This is a genomic window from Malonomonas rubra DSM 5091 (assembly GCF_900142125.1).
GTDB classification, from domain to species: Bacteria; Desulfobacterota; Desulfuromonadia; order Desulfuromonadales; family Geopsychrobacteraceae; genus Malonomonas; species Malonomonas rubra.
Genome location: NZ_FQZT01000006.1, coordinates 1 through 19490 on the forward strand (window position 1 = coordinate 1; position 19490 = coordinate 19490).

At 52.9% G+C, this 19490-nt stretch carries 13 protein-coding genes, 2 pseudogenes and 1 riboswitch; of the genes and pseudogenes, 9 read left to right on the plus strand and 6 right to left on the minus strand.

The features are described 5' to 3' along the window. Positions 1–264, plus strand: a pseudogene (locus BUB13_RS19260) (IS3 family transposase); the annotation flags it as partial. Positions 265–307: 43 nt separating this feature from the next. Here the strand turns inward: BUB13_RS19260 and BUB13_RS09450 are convergent. From BUB13_RS09450 to BUB13_RS09475, 6 genes and pseudogenes are all read right to left on the minus strand, one after another. Further along, a pseudogene (locus tag BUB13_RS09450) lies at positions 308–1588 on the minus strand (DASS family sodium-coupled anion symporter); the annotation flags it as partial. Positions 1589–1626: 38 nt separating this feature from the next. After that, complete coding sequence (locus BUB13_RS19520) at positions 1627–2196, minus strand: CPBP family intramembrane glutamic endopeptidase (RefSeq protein ID WP_084091952.1); 570 nt, start codon at positions 2194–2196, stop codon at positions 1627–1629. A gap of 707 nt (positions 2197–2903) precedes the next feature. Continuing rightward, the gene (locus BUB13_RS09460; protein WP_072908278.1) at positions 2904–4301 is read right to left on the minus strand and encodes a sigma-54-dependent transcriptional regulator; all 1398 of its coding nucleotides are present in this window, start codon (positions 4299–4301) and stop codon (positions 2904–2906) included. A gap of 5 nt (positions 4302–4306) precedes the next feature. Then, positions 4307–6121 carry an ATP-binding protein gene (locus BUB13_RS09465; RefSeq protein ID WP_072908280.1) on the minus strand — a complete coding sequence of 605 codons (1815 nt, stop codon included), beginning with the start codon at positions 6119–6121 and terminating at the stop codon, positions 4307–4309. A gap of 32 nt (positions 6122–6153) precedes the next feature. Beyond that, positions 6154–7077: a phosphate/phosphite/phosphonate ABC transporter substrate-binding protein gene (locus BUB13_RS09470; RefSeq protein ID WP_072908282.1), complete on the minus strand. Its 924-nt coding sequence runs from the start codon at positions 7075–7077 to the stop codon at positions 6154–6156. An 80-nt stretch (positions 7078–7157) separates the two neighbouring features. Next, positions 7158–7859, minus strand: coding sequence for a response regulator (locus BUB13_RS09475; RefSeq protein ID WP_072908284.1), 702 nt, complete (start codon positions 7857–7859; stop codon positions 7158–7160). 380 nt (positions 7860–8239) lie between these two features. Between BUB13_RS09475 and BUB13_RS18795 the strand changes: the two genes are divergently transcribed. The 8 genes from BUB13_RS18795 (at position 8240) to BUB13_RS09515 (ending at position 19490) form a co-directional block, all read left to right on the plus strand. Further along, positions 8240–9016 carry a cytochrome c3 family protein gene (locus BUB13_RS18795; RefSeq protein WP_139249343.1) on the plus strand — a complete coding sequence of 259 codons (777 nt, stop codon included), beginning with the start codon at positions 8240–8242 and terminating at the stop codon, positions 9014–9016. Positions 9017–9227: 211 nt separating this feature from the next. Next, positions 9228–10325 carry an NHL repeat-containing protein gene (locus BUB13_RS09485; protein WP_072908288.1) on the plus strand — a complete coding sequence of 366 codons (1098 nt, stop codon included), beginning with the start codon at positions 9228–9230 and terminating at the stop codon, positions 10323–10325. Between the two features lie 47 nt (positions 10326–10372). Next, a riboswitch (cyclic di-GMP riboswitch) is annotated at positions 10373–10447 on the plus strand. Positions 10448–10480: 33 nt separating this feature from the next. Then, complete coding sequence (locus tag BUB13_RS09490) at positions 10481–11653, plus strand: hypothetical protein (RefSeq protein WP_072908290.1); 1173 nt, start codon at positions 10481–10483, stop codon at positions 11651–11653. A gap of 149 nt (positions 11654–11802) precedes the next feature. Then, positions 11803–13005, plus strand: a complete 1203-nt coding sequence (locus BUB13_RS09495; RefSeq protein ID WP_072908292.1) for a hypothetical protein — start codon at positions 11803–11805, stop codon at positions 13003–13005. Continuing rightward, a complete protein-coding gene (locus tag BUB13_RS09500; RefSeq protein WP_139249344.1) occupies positions 13002–14432 on the plus strand; it encodes a YncE family protein in 1431 nt (476 codons plus the stop codon). The genes BUB13_RS09495 and BUB13_RS09500 overlap by 4 nt, the downstream gene beginning before the upstream one ends. Before the next feature lie 2 nt (positions 14433–14434). Continuing rightward, a complete protein-coding gene (locus BUB13_RS09505; RefSeq protein ID WP_072908296.1) occupies positions 14435–16606 on the plus strand; it encodes a hypothetical protein in 2172 nt (723 codons plus the stop codon). 36 nt (positions 16607–16642) lie between these two features. Continuing rightward, positions 16643–17236, plus strand: a complete 594-nt coding sequence (locus BUB13_RS09510) for a GNA1162 family protein (RefSeq protein ID WP_084091954.1) — start codon at positions 16643–16645, stop codon at positions 17234–17236. After that, positions 17208–19490: a phage tail protein gene (locus tag BUB13_RS09515; RefSeq protein WP_072908298.1), complete on the plus strand. Its 2283-nt coding sequence runs from the start codon at positions 17208–17210 to the stop codon at positions 19488–19490. Before BUB13_RS09510 ends, BUB13_RS09515 begins: the two co-directional genes overlap by 29 nt.

The window sequence follows — 19490 nt, forward strand, 5'->3', positions numbered from 1 at the left end:
CAGAAATGGGTGGATGCCTTTGTTCACTGGTACAACACTGAGCACCTACACAGTGAGATCCGTTTCGTCACCCCAGATGACCGACATTACGGGCGTGACACTGCAAAGCTGAAGAACCGAAAGAACGTTTATGAACAAGCGCGGGAGAAGAATCCGGAGCGCTGGGCAAGACAGATCCGTAACTGGACACCAATAGAGATCGTTCGACTAAACCCTGAACGAAAACGGCCCTCCGAAGAGGGCCTGAAATCAGAAGCTGCTTGAAAAGGTTGAGGCGACAACTACCTTGACACCCGCCGACACTCATCATTCGAGAGTGCGGTATTTTGCCAGTTCCAAAAACCAATGCATTTGGTGGTGTTGCAACTGGCAGCATGAAAGCACAGGAAGCTGATATTGCAATCACTGCTGCCATTGTGGAAGGAGGCAGCCCCATTGCTTCCGCAACTGAAACGAAAATTGGCACTAACAGTGCGCTGCTGGCGGTATTGCTAGCAATCTCTGTAAGCATTACGACGAAACCTGCTACTGCTGAGAAGAACACTAGCAATGGAGCGCCATGCATCAACTTAACCAAGGATTCGGCAAGATAAATGCTGGACCCTGTCGCTTGGAGGAGAGCTGATAGAGTTAGCCCACCACCAAACAAAAGGAGCACACCCCAGTCCACAGTAGCATTAATGTCTTTCCATTCAACCAATCGCAGGGCTGAGAGCAAAACAAGCGCCGCTATTGCCACTACCGAGTCAAAACCCTTTTCAATTCCCAGAATTTCAGCTAGGGGTTTACTGAAAAGCCACAAGCTCACAGTCAATATAAACACCAGCAACGTAATCCACTGATTAGGCCGCATTGGTTTTACCTGATTCGTAGTTATCTCACATCTGTCTGGAAATTTCGGGCGAAGAGTGAGGTAAAGAACCACAACGACTATTGGAAACATTGCTACCGCTGTTGGTAACCCGAAAAACAACCAATCGGTAAAACTTAATCCAGTCGCAGCAGCAGCAATGGCATTTGGAGGACTTCCGACTAGAGTTCCGACACCGCCGATATTTGCTGAATAGGCAATTCCCAGAAGTAAAAACCAGTAAAGCCGCTGATTTTCTTTATAGGGATGGTCAGTCAACAACCCCAGCCCCAAGGGCAGCATCATTGCCGTTGTTGCAGTATTTGAAACCCACATGGACAAGAGCGCAGTAACAGCGAACAACAGTAAGCAGGCCAGATCCATGCGTCCTCTAGCAATACCGATAACTTGAGACGCCAAGCGAGAATCAAGCTCCTGCTTGTGTAAAGTCGCGGCTAAAGCAAATCCCCCCAAGAACAAGAAAATAATAGGGTCTGCAAAGCTCCGCAACGCACCCGCAACGTCGAATACGCCACCGGTAATAGCCAATATCGGTATGAGTAAGGCTGTGATTGTGATATGGAAGGTTTCAGTTATCCAAAGCGTGGCTATCCCGGCCAATACAGCCAGGCCAAATCCCAACTGCGGTTCAAGACCTGATCCCCAATAGATAGCACCGGAAATCAATATAGTCAGTAGCAGTGAAAGCCCTCTTCTTTTCAATCTGACTCCTTCCAAGTATGTGTGTCTCTGAGTTGTGAAATTTCAGGACGAGATCAACTCCCCCATAGAAATGATTGATAAAATGACAAAGAAATCGCTTGAAAATTATACAAAAAGTGCAAGGCGATGCATGGCCAAAATCTTTTAGTTTTCATCACCAGCCAAGAAGATGTTAGGCCGAAGATAATAAGTGGGAAAAGCGACAACCCGGCACATTTATGGCCAATTGCAAAAAATACGCAGAGGCAAACCGCCAAGAACCACCATAGGTATAATCCAATTCGGTTTTTCAGTAAAAAGAGAGGCCCTCGATATATCAATTCATCGACCACTGGTGCCATGATTAAGTTTGAAAAAATGAGATTTTTATAGGTCCCATCTATGCCAAATAAATTCTGTCCGATATGCAGAACCCAAACTTGCAGATCAAATATTTTATTTAAGAAAATCGGAAAACTCGATGTGTCATGCGCTAAAAATGAGGGGCACAAATAACGGCAAGCAGATGAGGTGTGGACTGCACAGACAAGATAATATTTCAACGCACAGGCGAGCACGGTGAGAGAAAAGCACACGAGTATGTAAACCCAGAGCTGAGTTGCCTTAATTAGAGGTTTAGACATACCCAAATTTTACAAAAAAAAATGAGCTACAAGGGCAGGTAAGAGCAGCCTGAGAAATTAATCATTCTTTTTGGGAAATGTGGTGGGATGGCTGTGTCATATGTATGGAAATCCTGAATCGATAGAAAAACACCAGTCAATCAGCTTTTCCTCATTCCATAAGTTGTTCCAATACTGATCTCACAAGATCTGGGACTTACAAGACAATCCGCCGCATGTGACCTGAAGGTGTCTTCATAAATAGCAAAATCACTTTTAGGAATGAAATCGTGGCCTAATCAGCCTGTTGCCAAATATGGGAACTTAAACGCCAAGTCGAAGAATGCGCCTGAGGAAATATCTGGAAAATAAAAAAGCCAAGTGGGGGAGGCACCCACTTGGCTTTTTTGACCACGAAAGGAGAATGAAATGAGAACTGAGCTCGCCTGCCACAACAAGCTTTGTTCTTATGATTTGAATCATACTGAAACTGATTTTCATTTGCAAGTAAAAAAATACAAAATCGGTAATCTTTTACTGCCTTCACGCTAGGCTTAACGTTTCTATCCCGTGTCCATTTTCGCCTAGCTCGGGGAGCCATAAAATACAGGGACTTACGGAAAGATGCTGTAAGTCCCTTTTTGTTTGTCCGGTTTGAGGTTAAACAAGTCGTAAGTTTTTTGCTCTTCCGAAAGAGAGAATTCTCTATCGGGGCCGCGGTGAAATGTCTATGTGAGGTTGTACTTTTTCACCTGATAGCGGAAGGTGTCATAGCTGACTTTGAGCAGTTTTGCCCCTTGGGTCATATTGTTATCGCATCTCTCCAGCGCCAGCCGGATCAGTTCTTTTTCCACCTCTTCAAGGCTGACACCATTTTCCGGAAGAATAATCTGGAAGTTCTTGCGCCTTTCCCCGGCCAGCTTGTCTCTGCCACCAATTTCCAACGGGAGGTTATCGGCGGATAAAACGTCCGTGTCTTCCATAACGACACAGCGCTCTATGACGTTGCGCAGTTCGCGGACATTGCCGGGCCAGGGATACTCTTTCAGCAGCGTGGTGGCTTCCTTGGAGATTTTCTCAATGGCTGGTCTGCCGTATTTGCTGGCAAAGGTTTTCAAAAAATGCTTGGTCAGGATAAGCACGTCATCGTCTCTTTCTTTCAAATCCGGAATATGTAACGAAAAAGAATTGAGACGGTAATAGAGGTCCTCCCGGAAGTCTCCCTTTTCAACAGCCCTCTTCAGGTCCCGGTTGGTACTTGAGATGATGTTGATGTTGATCGGCAGGTCAACTTTGCCGCCGATTCTGCGCACGGTTCTCTCTTCGAGTACACGCAGCAGCTTGCTCTGCAGCTCCGGGCGCATGTCACCAATTTCATCCAGCAAAAGGGTGCCGCCCTGGGCCAGCTCAAAGACCCCTTTTTTGTCGCTCTTGGCGTCAGTGAAGGCCCCTTTGACATGACCGAACAGTTCGCCCTCGATTAAACTTTCCGGCAGGGCGGTGCAATTGATGGCGATGTAGGGAACGCTTTCGAAATTGTTTTGCGAGCCGAATTGCCAGTAGTGGATATTTCTCGCCAGGACCTCTTTGCCAGTACCCGATTTCCCCGTAATCAGAATCGATTGGACCCCTGCGCTGGCAATCTTTTGCGCGTTTGTGAGAAGCTTCTGTATGGCCTGTGATTCACCGATAAAGGTTCGACCGAGCGTTGCCGTCGTCGACCCTTTCAGGTACTGCACTTCATTTTTCAGGCGAGAACTCGCCAGCAGTTTTTCCAGGACAATTTTTACTTCTTCAACGTTGAAGGGTTTGTTCAGGTAGTCGGCCGCGCCAAAGCGCATTGCCTTGATCGCCGATTCTGCCGAGTCATCGGCTGTCAGCATAATGACCGGAAAACTGACTTCCGCTTCCTGCAGCATCTGGAGAACTTCAAGACCATTCGGTCCTTCACCCATGTCGATGTCGAGCAGAAGGGCATCCGGCTGCCAGTCGCAGATCGTTTCAACGGCGCCTGTCGAGGCGCTCAAAAGATGGGTTTCGTAGCCATCCTTGCGCAGCGATCTTGCCAGCATGGAGATGATCAGCTCATCATCGTCGAGCAAAAAAATTCTAGCTTTGGTCTGCATAGAGCCTACTCCCCCTGTTCCTGCTTGAGCGGTAGCCTGATTGTAAATGTCGTTCCAGTGCCTTCTGTGCTGTCGACGTCAATATATCCGGCGTGCTGTTCGATCAAACGCCTGCAGATCGCCAGGCCCAGGCCGCTGCCTTTGGACTTGGTGGTGAAAAAGGGGCTGAAAATCTGTTCTCTCATATTCTCCGACAGGCCTTTGCCGGTATCGCTAAACTCGATCCGCAGATAATTTTCATCTTCACGCTGAGTCGTTGTTGTAATAGTGCCAACTCCGTCCATAGCGTCAATCGCGTTGAGGTAAATATTCAGAAAAACCTGTTGCAGCTGACCGGAATCAGCTTCTGACTGGGGCATGTCTGTCGCTAAATCGGTTTTGAACTCAACCTTCTTCCTGAGATCGTCGCCGACGGTGACGGAGACATTTTTTATGGTGTGCTCCAGCAGGCGGTTGATGTCGATCAGGTCGAAATGCGGAGTCGGTGGCCGCGCATAATTGAGCAGCCCCTTCAAAAGCTTTTCCATCCGGTCGATTTCCTTGAGAACGCGAACAAAAATCTCTTTATCCTCAGCGTCGAGATCGACATCTTCAGAGAGCACATCGAGCGACACCTTGACACCCGCCAGCGGGTTTTTGATTTCGTGGGCGAGACCGGCTGCCATCTGTCCGACAATCGCCATCTGGTTGGTCCGCTGCAGCTCCTGCTGGGCTTTCTGCCGCTCCGTAACGTCGCGGGTGAAGGTCAGAACGTACTGCTGCTGGTTGATCTCCAACGGCCCGGCGCTGATGTCGGCGGCGAAATGCTCACCATTTTTCCGGATTCGTGTGATCGTGCAGTTGATCCACTCGCCCTGCATGATCTTCTGCATTTTCTCCTGAAACTTGGCATGTTCCTCGGCAGGAGAAAGATCCATGCAGTTTTTGCCGATCAGCTCTTCCGCGGTGTAGCCGTACAATTGCAGAGTTGCCGGGTTGACCGAAGCGATCTGGCCGAGTTTCTCGCCTGTGTGAAGAATACAGATACCGTCGCCGGCTGCTTCGAACAGGGCGAGGTAGAGAGCGTTTGCCGTGCTGACGTTGACGCGCTCTTGCTTGAGCGAATCGACCATCTTGTTAAATGAGCCTGCCAGCGCTTTGAACTCATTCTTCAGCGGGATGTCTATCGGCTCAAGGTTGCCGGAACAGATATGCTCTGTTGCTTTTGTCAGGGTCGTTACCGAGCCGGTGAAGCGTCTCAGGAAGAACAGGCTGATCAGCAGAATAGCGATCGGCCCCAGGACCAGGCAGAGAATAAGAAATTTGTTTGTTGTTCTGATGTCCTGGTGGATGTCCTGAATCCGTGATGAAATTTTGCCTGCAGATGCGATCGAAAGCGATTTGACATCGGTCAGCAGCTGCTCCCCTTTCTCATAGGTCAGGGTGCGCGCTTGTTGCAACCTCACCTGGTTGGCGCGGATGGTCAAAGTCCTGCTGTAAAGCTGCATATACTCGTTCAGGTCGAGCAACATCTCTTCAAGCTTCTGCTTGGTCGCCGGATCATGGTGACAGGTCAGGCAGTTGTTGGCCGCGCGCTCTATTTCTTCGATATGGGAAATGGTCGATTCGATATCGTTATGTGGTGAGCCCTGCAGTAACAGGCTGGATTGAGCGACCTTGATGTCGTGCTCCAGGGATTGACGCATGAATTCGACCTGGTGCAGAGCGGTAATGCGTTCCAGTTTTTCCGTTCCGACTTGAAAAGAGACCGCAATATAAATGCCGCCTGTGACAAAGCAGATAATCATCAGGGACAGCGCTATGAGAACTTGTTTCTTCATAGAGTCAGGTGAGGTCCTGTGGCCAGCAAAGATTACTTGTTACTGTACTCATAACGACTCAGGTCGAGACCGATTTTTGCAGCGTAATCGAGAACCGGCTGATAGTCATTAACGGTTGTACTGATAAATCGGTCGATTTGTAATTCCGCCAGCACTTTACGCCCTTCGCAGCTCTGGTGCATCGTCAGCAGCTTTTCCAGGAACGCTTGTTTTACTTCTTGAGGAATATCCTTGTTCAGGGCGAGGCCGTTGGCCGGAACCCGTGGCGAGGTTGCCAGGATTTCAAGCTCTTTTATAATCCGTGGGTCAGCTTCTGCCATGCGGTAAAAAACTGTATTTTTGGCTGCACCGATATCGGCGACTCCTTCCAGCACATCCTTGATAGCATCCTCGTGGGTGCCACTGAAATAGTATTCCCCAAGCCAGTTGGTGTAGTCAGCAATACCGACAGACTTGAAGTATGATACCGGCAGCAGGTAACCGGCCGTTGTTGCCCGGTCGACAAAAGCCATCCGTTTATTACGTATATCCTCTGCTGTGTGGATATTGCTTTGTTTCTTGACGAAAACCATGCCGTAGTAGGTCGATGCCCCGTTCACATAGCGGGGCCGGGCCAGCGGTTCCACCCCGAGAGTTTTGATTGCCATCGCCCCGGTAAAGCTACCGAAAAATGCGCCGTCAAGCTGAAGTTGGTTGAAGTTTTCAATAATATTTCCATAGCGGGGCAGAATAACGCTTTCCAGCGTGATGCCCAGCTCCTGCGAAAGATAGTCTATCAGCGGACCGTAGCGCTTTTTCTGGGTGAAAATATTATGTTCCGGGATCAGACCGATGCGATAGACCTGGTGGGGGTTCCCGACAACGGCGGTGGGATTGTTCGCTTCAGGCTGCTCGCAGCCGGGCAGCCAGAAAAGAAAAAGCACAAGGAGCAAAAGGTGGTAAAACCGGTGAAACATAGGCCACCATTCGGCAAGGGTTGCTGTGGGGTAACTTCCTACAAAGCAAAGTCTAGCGGAAAACTAAAGTATGGTAAAGCTCAACAGAGTTTAATCCCGGCACGATAGGTTTCTTTTTCCAGCTTCGTGCTCCAGGCAACAATGCCGTATTGCCGTAACATGGTATCGCCGAACTGGATCAGCATCTCCTCTTCCAGTGGAGAGCGGGAGAGCAGACCGAGACCGCAATCGCTGATATCGGTAACAATACCAGACGTATAGGTTTTTATCTCTTTCCCTTTGACAATAGATGGATAGGAATAGTCCAGAGGCAGGATGTGAGAGCGTCTGAACTGCCCCCGTTTTTCGTTGTCAAAATGATGCACCAGGTCAGGTGCGGCCTTTTTTAGATGTTCAACATTATGAAACAGCAGATCAATGAAACCGAGAATTTTTTCAAGCCGAAAGGGTTTTTCCAGCAGGTGCCAGGAACCATGGTGACGAACCGATTTGATTTCGTCGTTCAGGTGATAGCAGTTGACCTCATTGGTTGTCATGATGATGATCGGCACGTAGGGGTATTTTTCATCGATCGCCTGCAATAATTTCAGCCGATTTTTATCTCTTGAATCGTAAGCGATCAGGTACAAGTCAAAGTGGTGCTGTTCAATTTCGTTGTAAGCCTGGGGCAGAGACGACGCTGTTTCTATCTCCAGAGACCTGCTTTTCCCCGCCCGTTTCAGTGCCCAGAGCAGGAGCTGCTCACTGTCGAAAGCAAGAATTTTCAGTGGGGGTGGATTCATAAGTGCTGCTCCAGGGGCAAATGTCGTATTGAATTGTTAAAGGATATTCGCAAAAACTATTCCAGTTTCTACTCCAGGCTCTACCGCAATCGACGAATGCCACTCCTTTTCCCGCCAACGCTGCTCCCCAGTGATTTCAGCTTGGTCAAAGAGGGCACAATGGGTTGCCCAATTACCTGTTCACTGCGCCTCACTTCATCCCCAGTTCGGGAAATTTCCCAACCCGACAATTGGATTTTTCCCGAATCTATGCGCACCCCAGTGGGTCAACAGGCTTGTAACCGTCGCTTTGGCAAACCGTTCGCCATGGCACGGTGGTTGCTCTTAAATCGTCAGTATCCGCTTGAGATAAGTGTCTAGAAACGTGCTGCAGGAGTGAAATGTCTATCCGAACACATATTCCAGGGTTGCTTGCTTTTTGGCTGTTGATGGTGCTGTTTGCACCACCGGCGCTAAGTTCGGAGCTAACGTTGGAAGACTGCAGTAAATGTCACCTGATACAGCAGAAAACATTGCTGGCTTCAGGCGGCAAACACGCATCAGCAGTGACTTGCGTAGACTGCCACCCGCATCACCTGCCGACCGATAAGACGACCAGGCTGGATTGCGCCAGCTGCCACACAGATCGCCCGCATTACCAGCTGGATAATTGCCAGCACTGCCACCTCGATCCCCACCAGCCATTGATGTCCCTGCGCGACCCGTTGAAACCGGCAAAGAAAGAATGTCTCAGCTGCCACGCGGAGGTCGGCCAACAGATGGCTGCAGAGCCGAGCCGCCACGCAAAGCTGTTCTGCAACCGCTGTCACGAAAAGCATCGGCAGATCCCGGCTTGCCTCGACTGTCACCAGCCGCACCAGCAGAGTCAGTCCGCCGATGTTTGTCAGCAATGTCACCCCGCGCACCAGCCGCTGCTGGTTGCCCCCAGTGGGCGCCTGCCGGCAAACGCCTGTCGTCCTTGCCATGTCGAAGAAGCCAACGACCTGGCCAGCACGACCACCCTGCATGGCGGTATCAACTGCCTCTATTGCCACAAAGGTCGCCACCCCTCTACGCCCCAGTGCCAGGATTGTCACGGACTGCCGCACACCCAGGCGATCCACGGGAAATACCGCGATTGCCTCGAGTGTCATGGCGATGCGCACAACCTGCAGTAATCGGTAACTCAAGTTCGTAGCGAGTAAAAAACAGCAGCCAGAGCATAATTTGGAGTTTTTCAAAATACTGGGAATTTTTCCGTGAGGTTTCTGGAAAATTCCCAAAACTTTCGCTCAAGAAATTCTTTCAAAACAAATCAACAAATCAAAAGTGCTTAGTTTTATTAGGTAATAGAGGTTTTTTCAAGTTTCGGCACAGGGTTTGCGATATATGGCTGTCATGATGCCATGTCGATTTCACATAGCGACTCTCGTCGCCCTGACACTACTGATCGCAAGTGCCGCTCAGGCGCAACTGTCAGCCAGCTATCTTTACCGGCTATCCGATTTCAACGGTCCGGTGGAGTCGCTTTGGGCGCGCCTGGCAATCGATCCGGAGCAGGGTGAAGTCTACACTCTCGATCGCTCCGACAAATTCATCGGCATCTACAATCAGACCGCCATGCAGACCTTCGGTTTCGGTGAGGATCTGCGGCTCGCTTCAGCCAGCGATATTGCTGCCGGTGACAACGGTGAAATTTTTATTCTTTACCGTCACCCGGCGAGCAGCATCAAGCATCTCGATTACCGTGGTGCTGCGATCGCTGATATTCGGATTGAGCAGGCCGGCTTTCAGCCCGACTATATCGATTACCAGGCTGGGAAGCTTTACCTGGCCGATAGCGGCAGCATGCGGGTGCTGGTTGCATCGACCAACGGTGATATCGAGGAGGACTACGACTTCCGCAAGCAGATTAATGTGCAGATCAAAGAAAGTATCAAAAATTCTGAGTTGAACGAAGCGCAGCGGAAAAGTATCCGTGAGGATCTTGAAAAGTTGAGTGGAGCAATCTTCGGTGGTTTCGGTGTCGATCGTACAGGCAATATCTATTTTACCCTCGGGTCACTGTTCACTGCGTATCGGTATTTTCCCCAGAACGATCAGCTGCAGGCTTTCGGTACACCCGGTAGTGCACCGGGAAAATTTGGTGTCGTCGCCAGCATTTGCGCCGACAGCCAGGGAAATATTTATGTCTCTGACCGGCTGCGCTGTGTAGTCCTGATGTTCGATGCAGAGCTTAACTATCAAAATGAGTTTGGCTACCGCGGTTCCCAGGCACACAACCTGGTGGTGCCGGACGACATCGCTATCGATGAAAAGAATCATCGCCTCTATGTCGCCCAGGCGGCCAACCGCGGCGTCAGCGTCTTCAGCCTTGCAGCCCCGGCTGCAGCAAAAAACAAACAATTGGCCGAAAAGCATTTGGCCCTTAACCCGGAAAGGAGGTCAGAAAACGAAACGTCTCAGACTGCCACTGTAGACATGTAACGTGCAACACCTGTTGGTTTTCACTTGAGAGTGAAGGTCAATAACTTCTCCGCAAATAGTAAACCTGCCGTGAGGCGGGGACACAAAGCCACAGACCCCAAGCGGGTGGCTGGGCTGCCGGAGTACACAACAACCTTTTGGGAGGAGTTACACAAATGAAAAAATCTTTGATGATTATCTCAGCCATCTTTTTCAGCCTCTGCCTGACCGGAACCGCATTTGCGTTCCACGGCGGCGGTGTCGCCCATTGTGACGGCTGTCACTCCATGCACGCCGGCAACGGCAACGATCGCTTCGGCGCCCAGGGCCCGTCCCTGACTAACGGCTCCGATGCCAGCTCCACCTGCCTGAACTGCCATGATGGCTCGGCCCGCTATCACGTCAACTCTGCTGGCGGCGACAACACCAACGAAGGTGGTGACTTCCACTGGACCGCGGACAACGGCTACGCATTTGTTCAGCGCGGTAACGTAGTTGCTATTAACAACAATAACTTTGGCCACAACATGCTGGCAGCTGATTTCGGTCTTGCCAATGATACCGATCTCGCAGCAGCACCGGGCGGCGGTTTCCCGTCTGCCGGTTTCGGTTGTACCGGTTGCCATGACCCGCACGGCCAGGCAGGTGGCGGTACCATCGGTGGCGCACTGCCGATCTCGGTCTCCGGTTCCTACGGTGAAGTTCCTGCAGCCGGCACCCAGGCTGGTAACTACCGGATTCTTTATGATTCCAACCGTGTTGGTTTCGCTGAAGATGCACCGATCGCCCGCGCCAACAGCTACGACGGTGCCTCCGTTCAGTACGGTGACGGCATGAGTGGCTGGTGTGCCAACTGTCATCTCGGCTTCTACACCCAGTCCGCCAGCGGCGGCATGCACCCGACCGACGTTGCTGTTCCTGCAACTTATGACAGCTATGTCGCCACCGGTAACTTCACCGGCGTCAACGCAACCGCGTACGACCCACTGGTTCCGATCGAGCGTGGCGGCGTTACTGCTTCCAGCGAACTGCCTGATCCAGAAGTTGCTGCGGATGCTGGTTTCGGTACTACCGGTACTTCTCAGGTCATGTGTCTGACCTGCCACCGTGCCCACGCTTCCCCGTTTGAAAACGCTCTGCGTTGGGACTACACCACCAGCGAATTTATCGCTGAAAACTGGACCCACCTGACCGGTACCGGCGCAGTTCTGCCTGACCCGGCAGTGGCCGCTCTTTACTACAAGCATGGTACCGTTGTTGACGTCGCTCTCGACCCGCAGAATCCTTGGGACGGTGGTTACGGTGAGTACCAGCGTTCACTGTGTAACAAGTGTCACGTCCAAGACTAATCGAAAGGACTGGCAAAAGGCACCAAACAAGCTAGACTGTTAGCTTGACATCAGAGGCCGGCGGCATATCTCTCCTGCCGCCGGCCTCGCACTTTCTGCAATGCAATTTTAAGGAGGAGAGCTTCGTCAACCAACACCGGGATCAGACCATGTTGACACGTTCAATCCTCATAGCCGCAATACTTATCGCCTGCCAGTTCGGCATGGCGTCGAGTGCGTTCAGCTGGTTCCACTCCGGCGGCGTTGCTTCTTGCCAGGGCTGCCATGTCGGTGGCCACGGTACCGAGGATGGCCTCGCCTATATGGCCGGCTCCAGCGCACCCCTGCTCAAAGGCTCCGATCCCAGCTCAATCTGTTTGAACTGTCATTCCGGCCCCGGCGGCAGCCAGCTTCCATCGGTTTTCAGTTTTGATGGCTCGGCCCTGACCCCCGGTGGTGACTTTTACTGGCTGACTAAAACTTTTAGCTGGGTCGGCGGCACCAGCCCGGGAGCTCGCCATGGCCACAACGTGGTCGCCCAGGATTTCGGTCTCGTCCCTGACCCCAACAAGATGGTCGGCCCGGGCGGAACCTACCCTTCGGCCCAGCTGAGTTGCATCAGCTGTCACGACCCGCATGGCCGCAGCGGGGGCGGCACCCGTTCCGGCGCGCCCCCGGTTTCGGTGTCAGGCTCTTACGGCGATTCGCCTGCACCCGGCACCAACGCCGGTAATTATCGTCTGCTCGGTGACCAGGATTACAGTGTCGGCGGTTTCAGCTTTAACAACCCGGCACCGGTCGCCCGCCAGAACTCGATCCTGCCATTTGCCGAAACTGATGCGTCGCATGTTGATTACGGCAGCGGCATCAGTGAATGGTGCGCCAACTGCCACCAAGGTATGCTCAACAGCGGTGGCATGGGGGGCGGTATGTCCCATCACCGTGCTGGTGACAATGTCCAGCTCTCTTCATCTGTTATCAGTCAGTACAACAGCTACGTGAAGAGTGGCGATCTTTCCGGAACGGCGGCAACCGCTTACCTGCAGTTTGTGACCTTCGAACGTGGAATCATCGATCCGAGCCTGCTCAGCCCCCAGAGTACCCAGGGGCCGGACAGCAACAGCAACGTGAGTTGCCTGACCTGTCATCGGGCCCACGCATCCGCTTTTACCTCGGCCGGTCGCTGGGATTTCAACGCCGCATTGCTGGTCGATTCGCACCCGGCCATCGGCGACAGTGGCGCAACTGCGGCTGATGTTGCCAACAGCTATTACGGCCGGGATATCGCGCTGGAATTTGGCACCGGGCAGGGCCCCTTCTGTGAAAAATGCCACTCCGGTCATGGCGGCATGGGTGGTGGAATGGGGATGTGAGTATGCGGATATCCCGGATAAAATTATCAGTTTTCTGGCGCTTTCTCGCCTCGGCCATGTTCTTTCTGCTTGCAGCGAGCTGCACTCTAACGCCTGTGGAACCGACTCCGGTTGTTGATCCCGGCGCAACCCTGCATCTCTATCTGCAGCCGCTGCCGCAGGAAGTTCGGTCTCTGAGTTTGCGCATCGCCACGCTCAATGCCGTGCGCACCGACGGTGAAGAGTTTCCCTTGCTGGCAAACACTCTGGAACTGAACCCGGCACAGAGGATCAGCCGCCAGACCAAGCTGCTCAGTCGTCAGTTACCACCCGGAGATTATCTCGGTATCAGCCTGTTGATCGACCAGGCGGCACAGGCGAGTGAAGAGGGTCCGATCGCCCTGTTGACCGAAACCGAGGCCAAGCTGCTGAAAAATCCTTTCCAGGTACGTGCTGATCAGGCAACTCCGCTATTTCTTAGTTTGAGTTCCGATCGGCTGGTGACCGACGGCTACCGACTGACTGCCAAGTTCTCTCTCTGGTCCGGGCAGCCGCCACTGACCGAACTGAAGGGTTTGGTCAGTCACCCGACAACGGGTAGCCTGAGTTTTTTTGAAAAGAAAACGCCGCTGATCTTCTCGGTGCTGGCGCTTGGTCAACAACCAACCGGTCTGGCGCTCGATCAGGCAGGTCGCCGTGCCTATGTTTCTCTGTCCGGAGAGGATGCTATCGTCGCCATCGACCTGGTTCGTCAGCAGGTTGAGCGCAAAATCCGCCTGCGGCCGGGGGATCGCCCGCAACGTCTGAGCCTGAGTGATCGTGGTCAGCGGCTGCTTGTCAGTCTGCCCGGTGGCAACGCTGTATCGATTGTCGATACGCAGCTGTTCCGGGAATTGCAGCGCGTTCATTTCATCACCCGCCCGGCAGAAGTGATTAGCGCCGCAAACAGCCAGCGAGCTTACGTTCTGTTGCCGGAAACCAACGGCATTGCCCTGATCGATGCTGAGCGCGGCAGCATCGACGCCAGCGTAAGCCTGCCGGAAACACCGACCTTTGGTAGTTTGAGCAGTGACGGCAAAACCCTTTTCCTGCTCACCGAAACCTCACCCGACCTGCTCTTGCTCGACAGCCAGAGCCTGCAGCTGCGTGGCCGTGTCTTTGTCGGCTACGGTGCGACCTGTCTGGCAACTGCGGCAAATGGGTTGCTCTATGTCGGTATGCAAAGCGGTGTCGTGCAGGTGATCGATCCTCGTGTCGAGCTGGCGATCGACCAGTTCCCGGTTGGTGGCGCTGTGCGTGACCTGATTCAGGACCGGCAGGAGAACAGCCTGTTTGTGCTGACCAACCGGCAACAGCTGGAAAAATACGATCTGATCAGCAAACGTAGGCAGGCGACCCTCGAACTCGGCATGGACGGGTTTGAAGCAACCCTGATGGGTGAACAGTAAAAATGTTTGGTGCGCGGGTTTTGCTGACAGTCTTGCTCGGCATGCTGTTGCCGACGTTACTGATGCCTGCAATTGCCGGCAGTACGAGCCTGAGGTTGATGTATGACCTGAATTACACCGAGACTAAATCGGAAACTGAAGACCGAAGCGACGGCAGTGTCAGCGAAAGTGAAACGGATCGTTTGCAGCAAACTTACCGGGTCGATTTAAGCAAACAGTTATTTCCGACCCTTAACCTGAACACGGGAATACAGGTGGAGCAAAACCGAAACAACAGTGAGACGGTAGGAGAGGCTGAGAGCAGCACCCGTGATCAGCAGATCCTGCCTTATGTCGATCTTGAATGGCGCAACCCGCTGTACTCTTTCAGTGGCGGTTACCGGGAGCGCTATGCCCGCAGGAGAGGTGATAGCATTAGCGGTACCGATAAAGACTATGTCACCAGCTACAACCTGCGAGGAGAGTGGAGGCCGGTTGAATTTCCACAATTGGAATTGAACTATCTTCATAGCGAGCGCGACGACAACCAGGATGAAACCGATAGTGAAAGTAACACCTGGCTAGTGAACAGTCGTTACGAATACAAAGACTATGAATTTCGCTACAGTTTTTTGCGCGGTGAGGACAGAAATAATATTAACCAGACGGAAACGACTACCAGCACGCACAATGGACGTATACGGTTGAATCGCAGCTTTCTGGATGGCAAGCTCAACCTTAATGCCGGTCTGCGGATGGAATATTCGACTCAGGAATTCACCGGAAACGAAACCTTTATCGATGTTGACAGAAGCCTTTCAGGAAGTGGCTTTTTCTTGAACAATTCAGACTTGAATCCGAATGATATAGATCCGGGCAATTATTTAAGTTTTGAATCTCTAAATCCAAATCCTGATCTGCGCAATATTAGTAACGGCAATAATCTCGCTCTCGGTTTTACTTTGACCGACTCTAACGGTGTTGTTGACAGAGTCGATCTAGTCGTAAATCCTGGCGACGGAATTGTCGATGCTGCAATCCTTGATGCTGGTAACTGGGCAGTTTATGTCAGTGACAACAAAGAAGATTGGACCCCAACAATTTCCGCAATCAATGTTTTTTTTGATCAAGCCAACAACATCATCGAAATCGAGTTGACCCCAGAGGTCAGCGTCCCTGAACATATCGTTCTTATATATTCAAGGCCTGCAGTTGGATCGCCGCCAACAGGACCGAGTGTAGAAATAACAGCTATCAATGCCGTCGACATCGTAACCGTTGCTGAAGGCACCCAGCTCACGACCCAAGTCTACCAGGCCCAGTTCGGCCTGGGCTGGCAGGCGACCGACTCGACCCGTTTCTCCTACACCTTCAATTATCAGGAACGGCGCAGCAGCTTGTTCGACGAGCGCAATAGCCGGCTCAACAACGGTCTGACCGTCATTCACACCTTCAACGACATCTTTACCGGGACCGGCCGGGTGTCTGCCGGTTATCGCTGGGATCAGGGTCAGCTCGACAGTAGCACCTATAACTACAGCGCGCGTTTGACCGGTCGTTACCTGGAGACTCTCAATCAATCACTGATCTACAGCGGCACTTTAGAGCAGGATGAAGATGACGGTGACGGTGACAGTACCTCGAATTCGCTGATTCTGCGCACCAATGCGGCATTGTACGAAGGCTGGGACCTTTCTTTTGACCAAGGTGCCACCCAGCAAAACTCCGACCGTGATGGTGAGTCGAAAAGCTATTTTGTCCGTCTGCAGACCAGTCTGGTTCCGCACAGCAGCTACAACCTGATCGCTGAATATTCGATCGACTGGGATCAGGATGGGGATGGTACTGAGCGCAGTGATACAGGCCGCCTACGCGCTTTCTGGGTGCCGCTGGATACGCTCAGTTTTTCGGGGGAAATTCGCCTGCGGCGGAGTGATGGTGATGATCAGCTTTCCTGGGAATCCAGTGCTAGCTGGCTGCCGCTGCGCGACGGCAGCCTGCAATGCGTGCTCGCCTACAGCGAAGAAGAGGACCGGGACGGTAACCGCACCTGGGCGTTTACTCCGAACCTGACTTGGGAGCTGACGCATTTTGCCAATCTCTCGCTGCGTTACAGCCGCGGTGAAGAGGAAACAAACAGTGAAATCAACAGCTTTGAAACGGCTTTATTGAATTTCAGGATTTTCTATGACTAAAGGTTCGATCTGCGTCAAAACAGTAAAGGGACTGCTATGAAGATGTCAGTTAAGCAGCTGGGAATTCTCGCTATCAGTCTGCTCATGTTCTGCCTGAGCGGCTGTGCCGTGACGTCCTCCGGTTCAGGAGAGGAAACTTTCAAGAACAGTGTGATGAACTTTGCCGCCGTGCAGAGTGTCGCGGTTTTGCCGTTCCAGAACTTGACCGCCGATGATGATGCTGCGGCACGGGTTCGTGATGCTTTTATGGGGATGCTGTTGGCGACTGAAGCGATCTACGTGCTGCCACCCGGCGAAGTCCAACGTGGCATTGAGCGCACCAGCCTGCGCAATCCGTCGGCACCCTCAAGTGACAAGGTCAAAGCCTTGGGCGAGATCCTCCAGGTTGACGCCGTGATGACCGGTGTGCTGCGAGAATATGGCAATGTCCGCTCCGGCCAGACCGAAGCCAACCTGATTTCTTTGAGCTTGCAGATGATGGAAGTGGAAACCGGCAGCATCGTCTGGTCAGGTGCTTCGACCAAGGGGGGGATTGGCGTCCCAGAACGACTGTTCGGTGGTGGTGGCAACCCGATGAACGAGGTGACTAAAGAAGCGGTTAATGACTTACTCAACCAGCTATTCCAATAATCTGGCTCGTTGTCTCCTGGCGCTGTTGGCTGCGTTGCTGCTTAGTGGCTGCGCATTTTTCCAGGAGACTCCCGAACCGACCGCGACTCTGCCTGCTCCGGTGGCCGGGCTTCCCTCGCCCCAAGTGGTCGACTCCGTGACCATTGACTGGCGACTGGAGGTGCCGACTGTGCCAGGTGCTAGCTATCAGTTTATCTGCGGTCGGATCGGCGAACCGGTGAAATATAGTTCCCGGTTGCCCGAACCTCATTGGCAATGGCAACCGGAAAAGCCCGGTGTCTACCGGGTCCAAGTCGCTCGCTTTGCGGCCGATGGCACGTACGAGTTGAGCGCTTGGTCACAACCGTTCGAGATCGCCGCGCCGTTGAGCATTGAATCGCTCGAAGCGGATCGTTCTGCGCCACAGGCCGCCCAGAGTGTGCCGATCAACTGGCGCCCACGGATCAGTGGCGGGGTACCGCCCTACAGCTACCAGTTTGAGCTGACCAGCGTTGACCAGCAACGCTTCGTGCAGCAGGGATCGCAGCAAGAATGGCAGTGGCGTCCTGAGGAAGCCGGTCGCTACAAAGTGCGGGTAACAGTAATTGACGCGCGCGGCAATCGTCGTCAGAGTGACTGGTCATCCCGTTATCGGATCGTGGAGCCACTGCGTATAACTACACCACAAGCGAAAACCCCTGCAGATCAGTACCCGCTTGGTGGCGGGATCACTTGGCAGAGCATTGCCAGTGGTGGAGTCGGCCGGAAAGCTATCTCTTTCGAGGTGGAAAAACGAGGAGTCGCTCCCCGTTCAGTCAAGACCGATGGCAACCAGAACTGGCGTTGGCAGCCGACCGAGCCAGGCTTTTACCGGGTTCGGGCCCGGGCAACCGACAAACTCGGAAACCAGCTACAGAGCGACTGGTCGGGCTGGACCGAAGTGCGGGCGCCATTGACGATTGAGGCTCTGGTTCCCGATTTTCCGGCTCCGCAGAAGGCCCTGGCCCGGCCGATCCGCTGGCAGGTTAAAACCTCAGGTGGCGTTGGACAATTGAACTATACCTTTTTCCTGCAACAGCAAAAGCAGGCGACCATCGTTCAGGATGCCGGTTCGGCGAGTTGGCGCTGGCTGCCGCGCGAGGCGGGAGAGTACCAGCTGAAAGTGCAAGTGACTGACGAACTCGGTGCCAGCGCAGAAAGCTCCTGGTCGGAACCCTACCAGATTGAGAACGCATTGGACCCGGACGCCCTGATTGCGTTTCTGCCGCTTGAGAACCTCAGCGGTAAAAAAATCCCGGCGGCCGAAATTGCCGCGACGTACCAGCAACAGCTCGAACAGCAGGGGCTGCACTTTCTCAGCCGGGAACGGCTCGAAGCCTTCATGCACCGCCACCGCATGCGTTACACCGGTGGTTTGAGTGCCAGTCTGGCGGAAGCGCTGCGTGAAGAGGAGCAGGTCGGTGCTGTGATCATCACTTCGCTGATCAGCTACGCTGATAAAGGGGTGCCGCAACTGGCTCTTTCCTCACGTCTGGTGGTTTGCCAGGAACTGCCGAGGATCGCCTGGATAGATGCTCTCGGTTTTACCGGTGAAGATACTCCCGGTTTGCTGGCTCTGAAGCGGGTGACGGATGTTAACACGTTGATCGACCGCGCACTCAATCGGTTGGTTGTCTCGCTGACAGACTATTTGCAGAGTGGTCGGTTGCAGGATGAGCATCTCAGTGACCCGTTGCCACCAAATGATCACTACCGGGCCAGTGAGCTGTTGGTTCAGAAGCCGTACAAAATTGCCATCGTGCCTTTCCTCAACCGTTATGCCCGTCGCAATGCCGGTTTTATCGTTCCGCTGCAACTGCTCAGCGCCCTGCACCGCCAGGGAGAGCTGGAAATCTTCGAACCAGGGCTGGTGCGTGAACAATTGCTGAAATACCGACTGATCATGCAGGCAGGGCCGTCGCTAGCCATCTCAGACGTGCTGGCCAGTGTGAGCACCCTTGACGCGGATCTGATTCTGTCCGGCCACATCTTCGACTTTCAGGACGACACCGGCAACCCGAAGATCGATTTCTCTACCCGGCTGTTCGCAGGCAAGCAGCGTCAGGTTGCCTGGTGGTCGCGCAGTTATGCCAGTGGTAATGACGGTGTGCTTTTTTATGATTTCGGCCGCGTTCGCTCAGCTCAGGTGATGCTTGACCAGATGACCACGGCCATCAGTGAATTGCTGTTCAAACCACAACGCAGGGAGCCGGTCTCTTGGGCCGGCACTCGCTGA

Bases quoted from the DNA above. Each gene is read 5' to 3' on its own strand.
- BUB13_RS19520 (WP_084091952.1), bottom strand. From the start codon at position 2,196: ATGTCTAAACCTCTAATTAAGGCAACTCAGCTCTGGGTTTACATACTC.
- BUB13_RS09460 (WP_072908278.1), bottom strand. From the start codon at position 4,301: ATGCAGACCAAAGCTAGAATTTTTTTGCTCGACGATGATGAGCTGATC.
- BUB13_RS09465 (WP_072908280.1), bottom strand. From the start codon at position 6,121: ATGAAGAAACAAGTTCTCATAGCGCTGTCCCTGATGATTATCTGCTTT.
- BUB13_RS09470 (WP_072908282.1), bottom strand. From the start codon at position 7,077: ATGTTTCACCGGTTTTACCACCTTTTGCTCCTTGTGCTTTTTCTTTTC.
- BUB13_RS09475 (WP_072908284.1), bottom strand. From the start codon at position 7,859: ATGAATCCACCCCCACTGAAAATTCTTGCTTTCGACAGTGAGCAGCTC.
- BUB13_RS18795 (WP_139249343.1), top strand. From the start codon at position 8,240: ATGTCTATCCGAACACATATTCCAGGGTTGCTTGCTTTTTGGCTGTTG.
- BUB13_RS09485 (WP_072908288.1), top strand. From the start codon at position 9,228: ATGGCTGTCATGATGCCATGTCGATTTCACATAGCGACTCTCGTCGCC.
- BUB13_RS09490 (WP_072908290.1), top strand. From the start codon at position 10,481: ATGAAAAAATCTTTGATGATTATCTCAGCCATCTTTTTCAGCCTCTGC.
- BUB13_RS09495 (WP_072908292.1), top strand. From the start codon at position 11,803: ATGTTGACACGTTCAATCCTCATAGCCGCAATACTTATCGCCTGCCAG.
- BUB13_RS09505 (WP_072908296.1), top strand. From the start codon at position 14,435: ATGTTTGGTGCGCGGGTTTTGCTGACAGTCTTGCTCGGCATGCTGTTG.
- BUB13_RS09510 (WP_084091954.1), top strand. From the start codon at position 16,643: ATGAAGATGTCAGTTAAGCAGCTGGGAATTCTCGCTATCAGTCTGCTC.
- BUB13_RS09515 (WP_072908298.1), top strand. From the start codon at position 17,208: ATGACTTACTCAACCAGCTATTCCAATAATCTGGCTCGTTGTCTCCTG.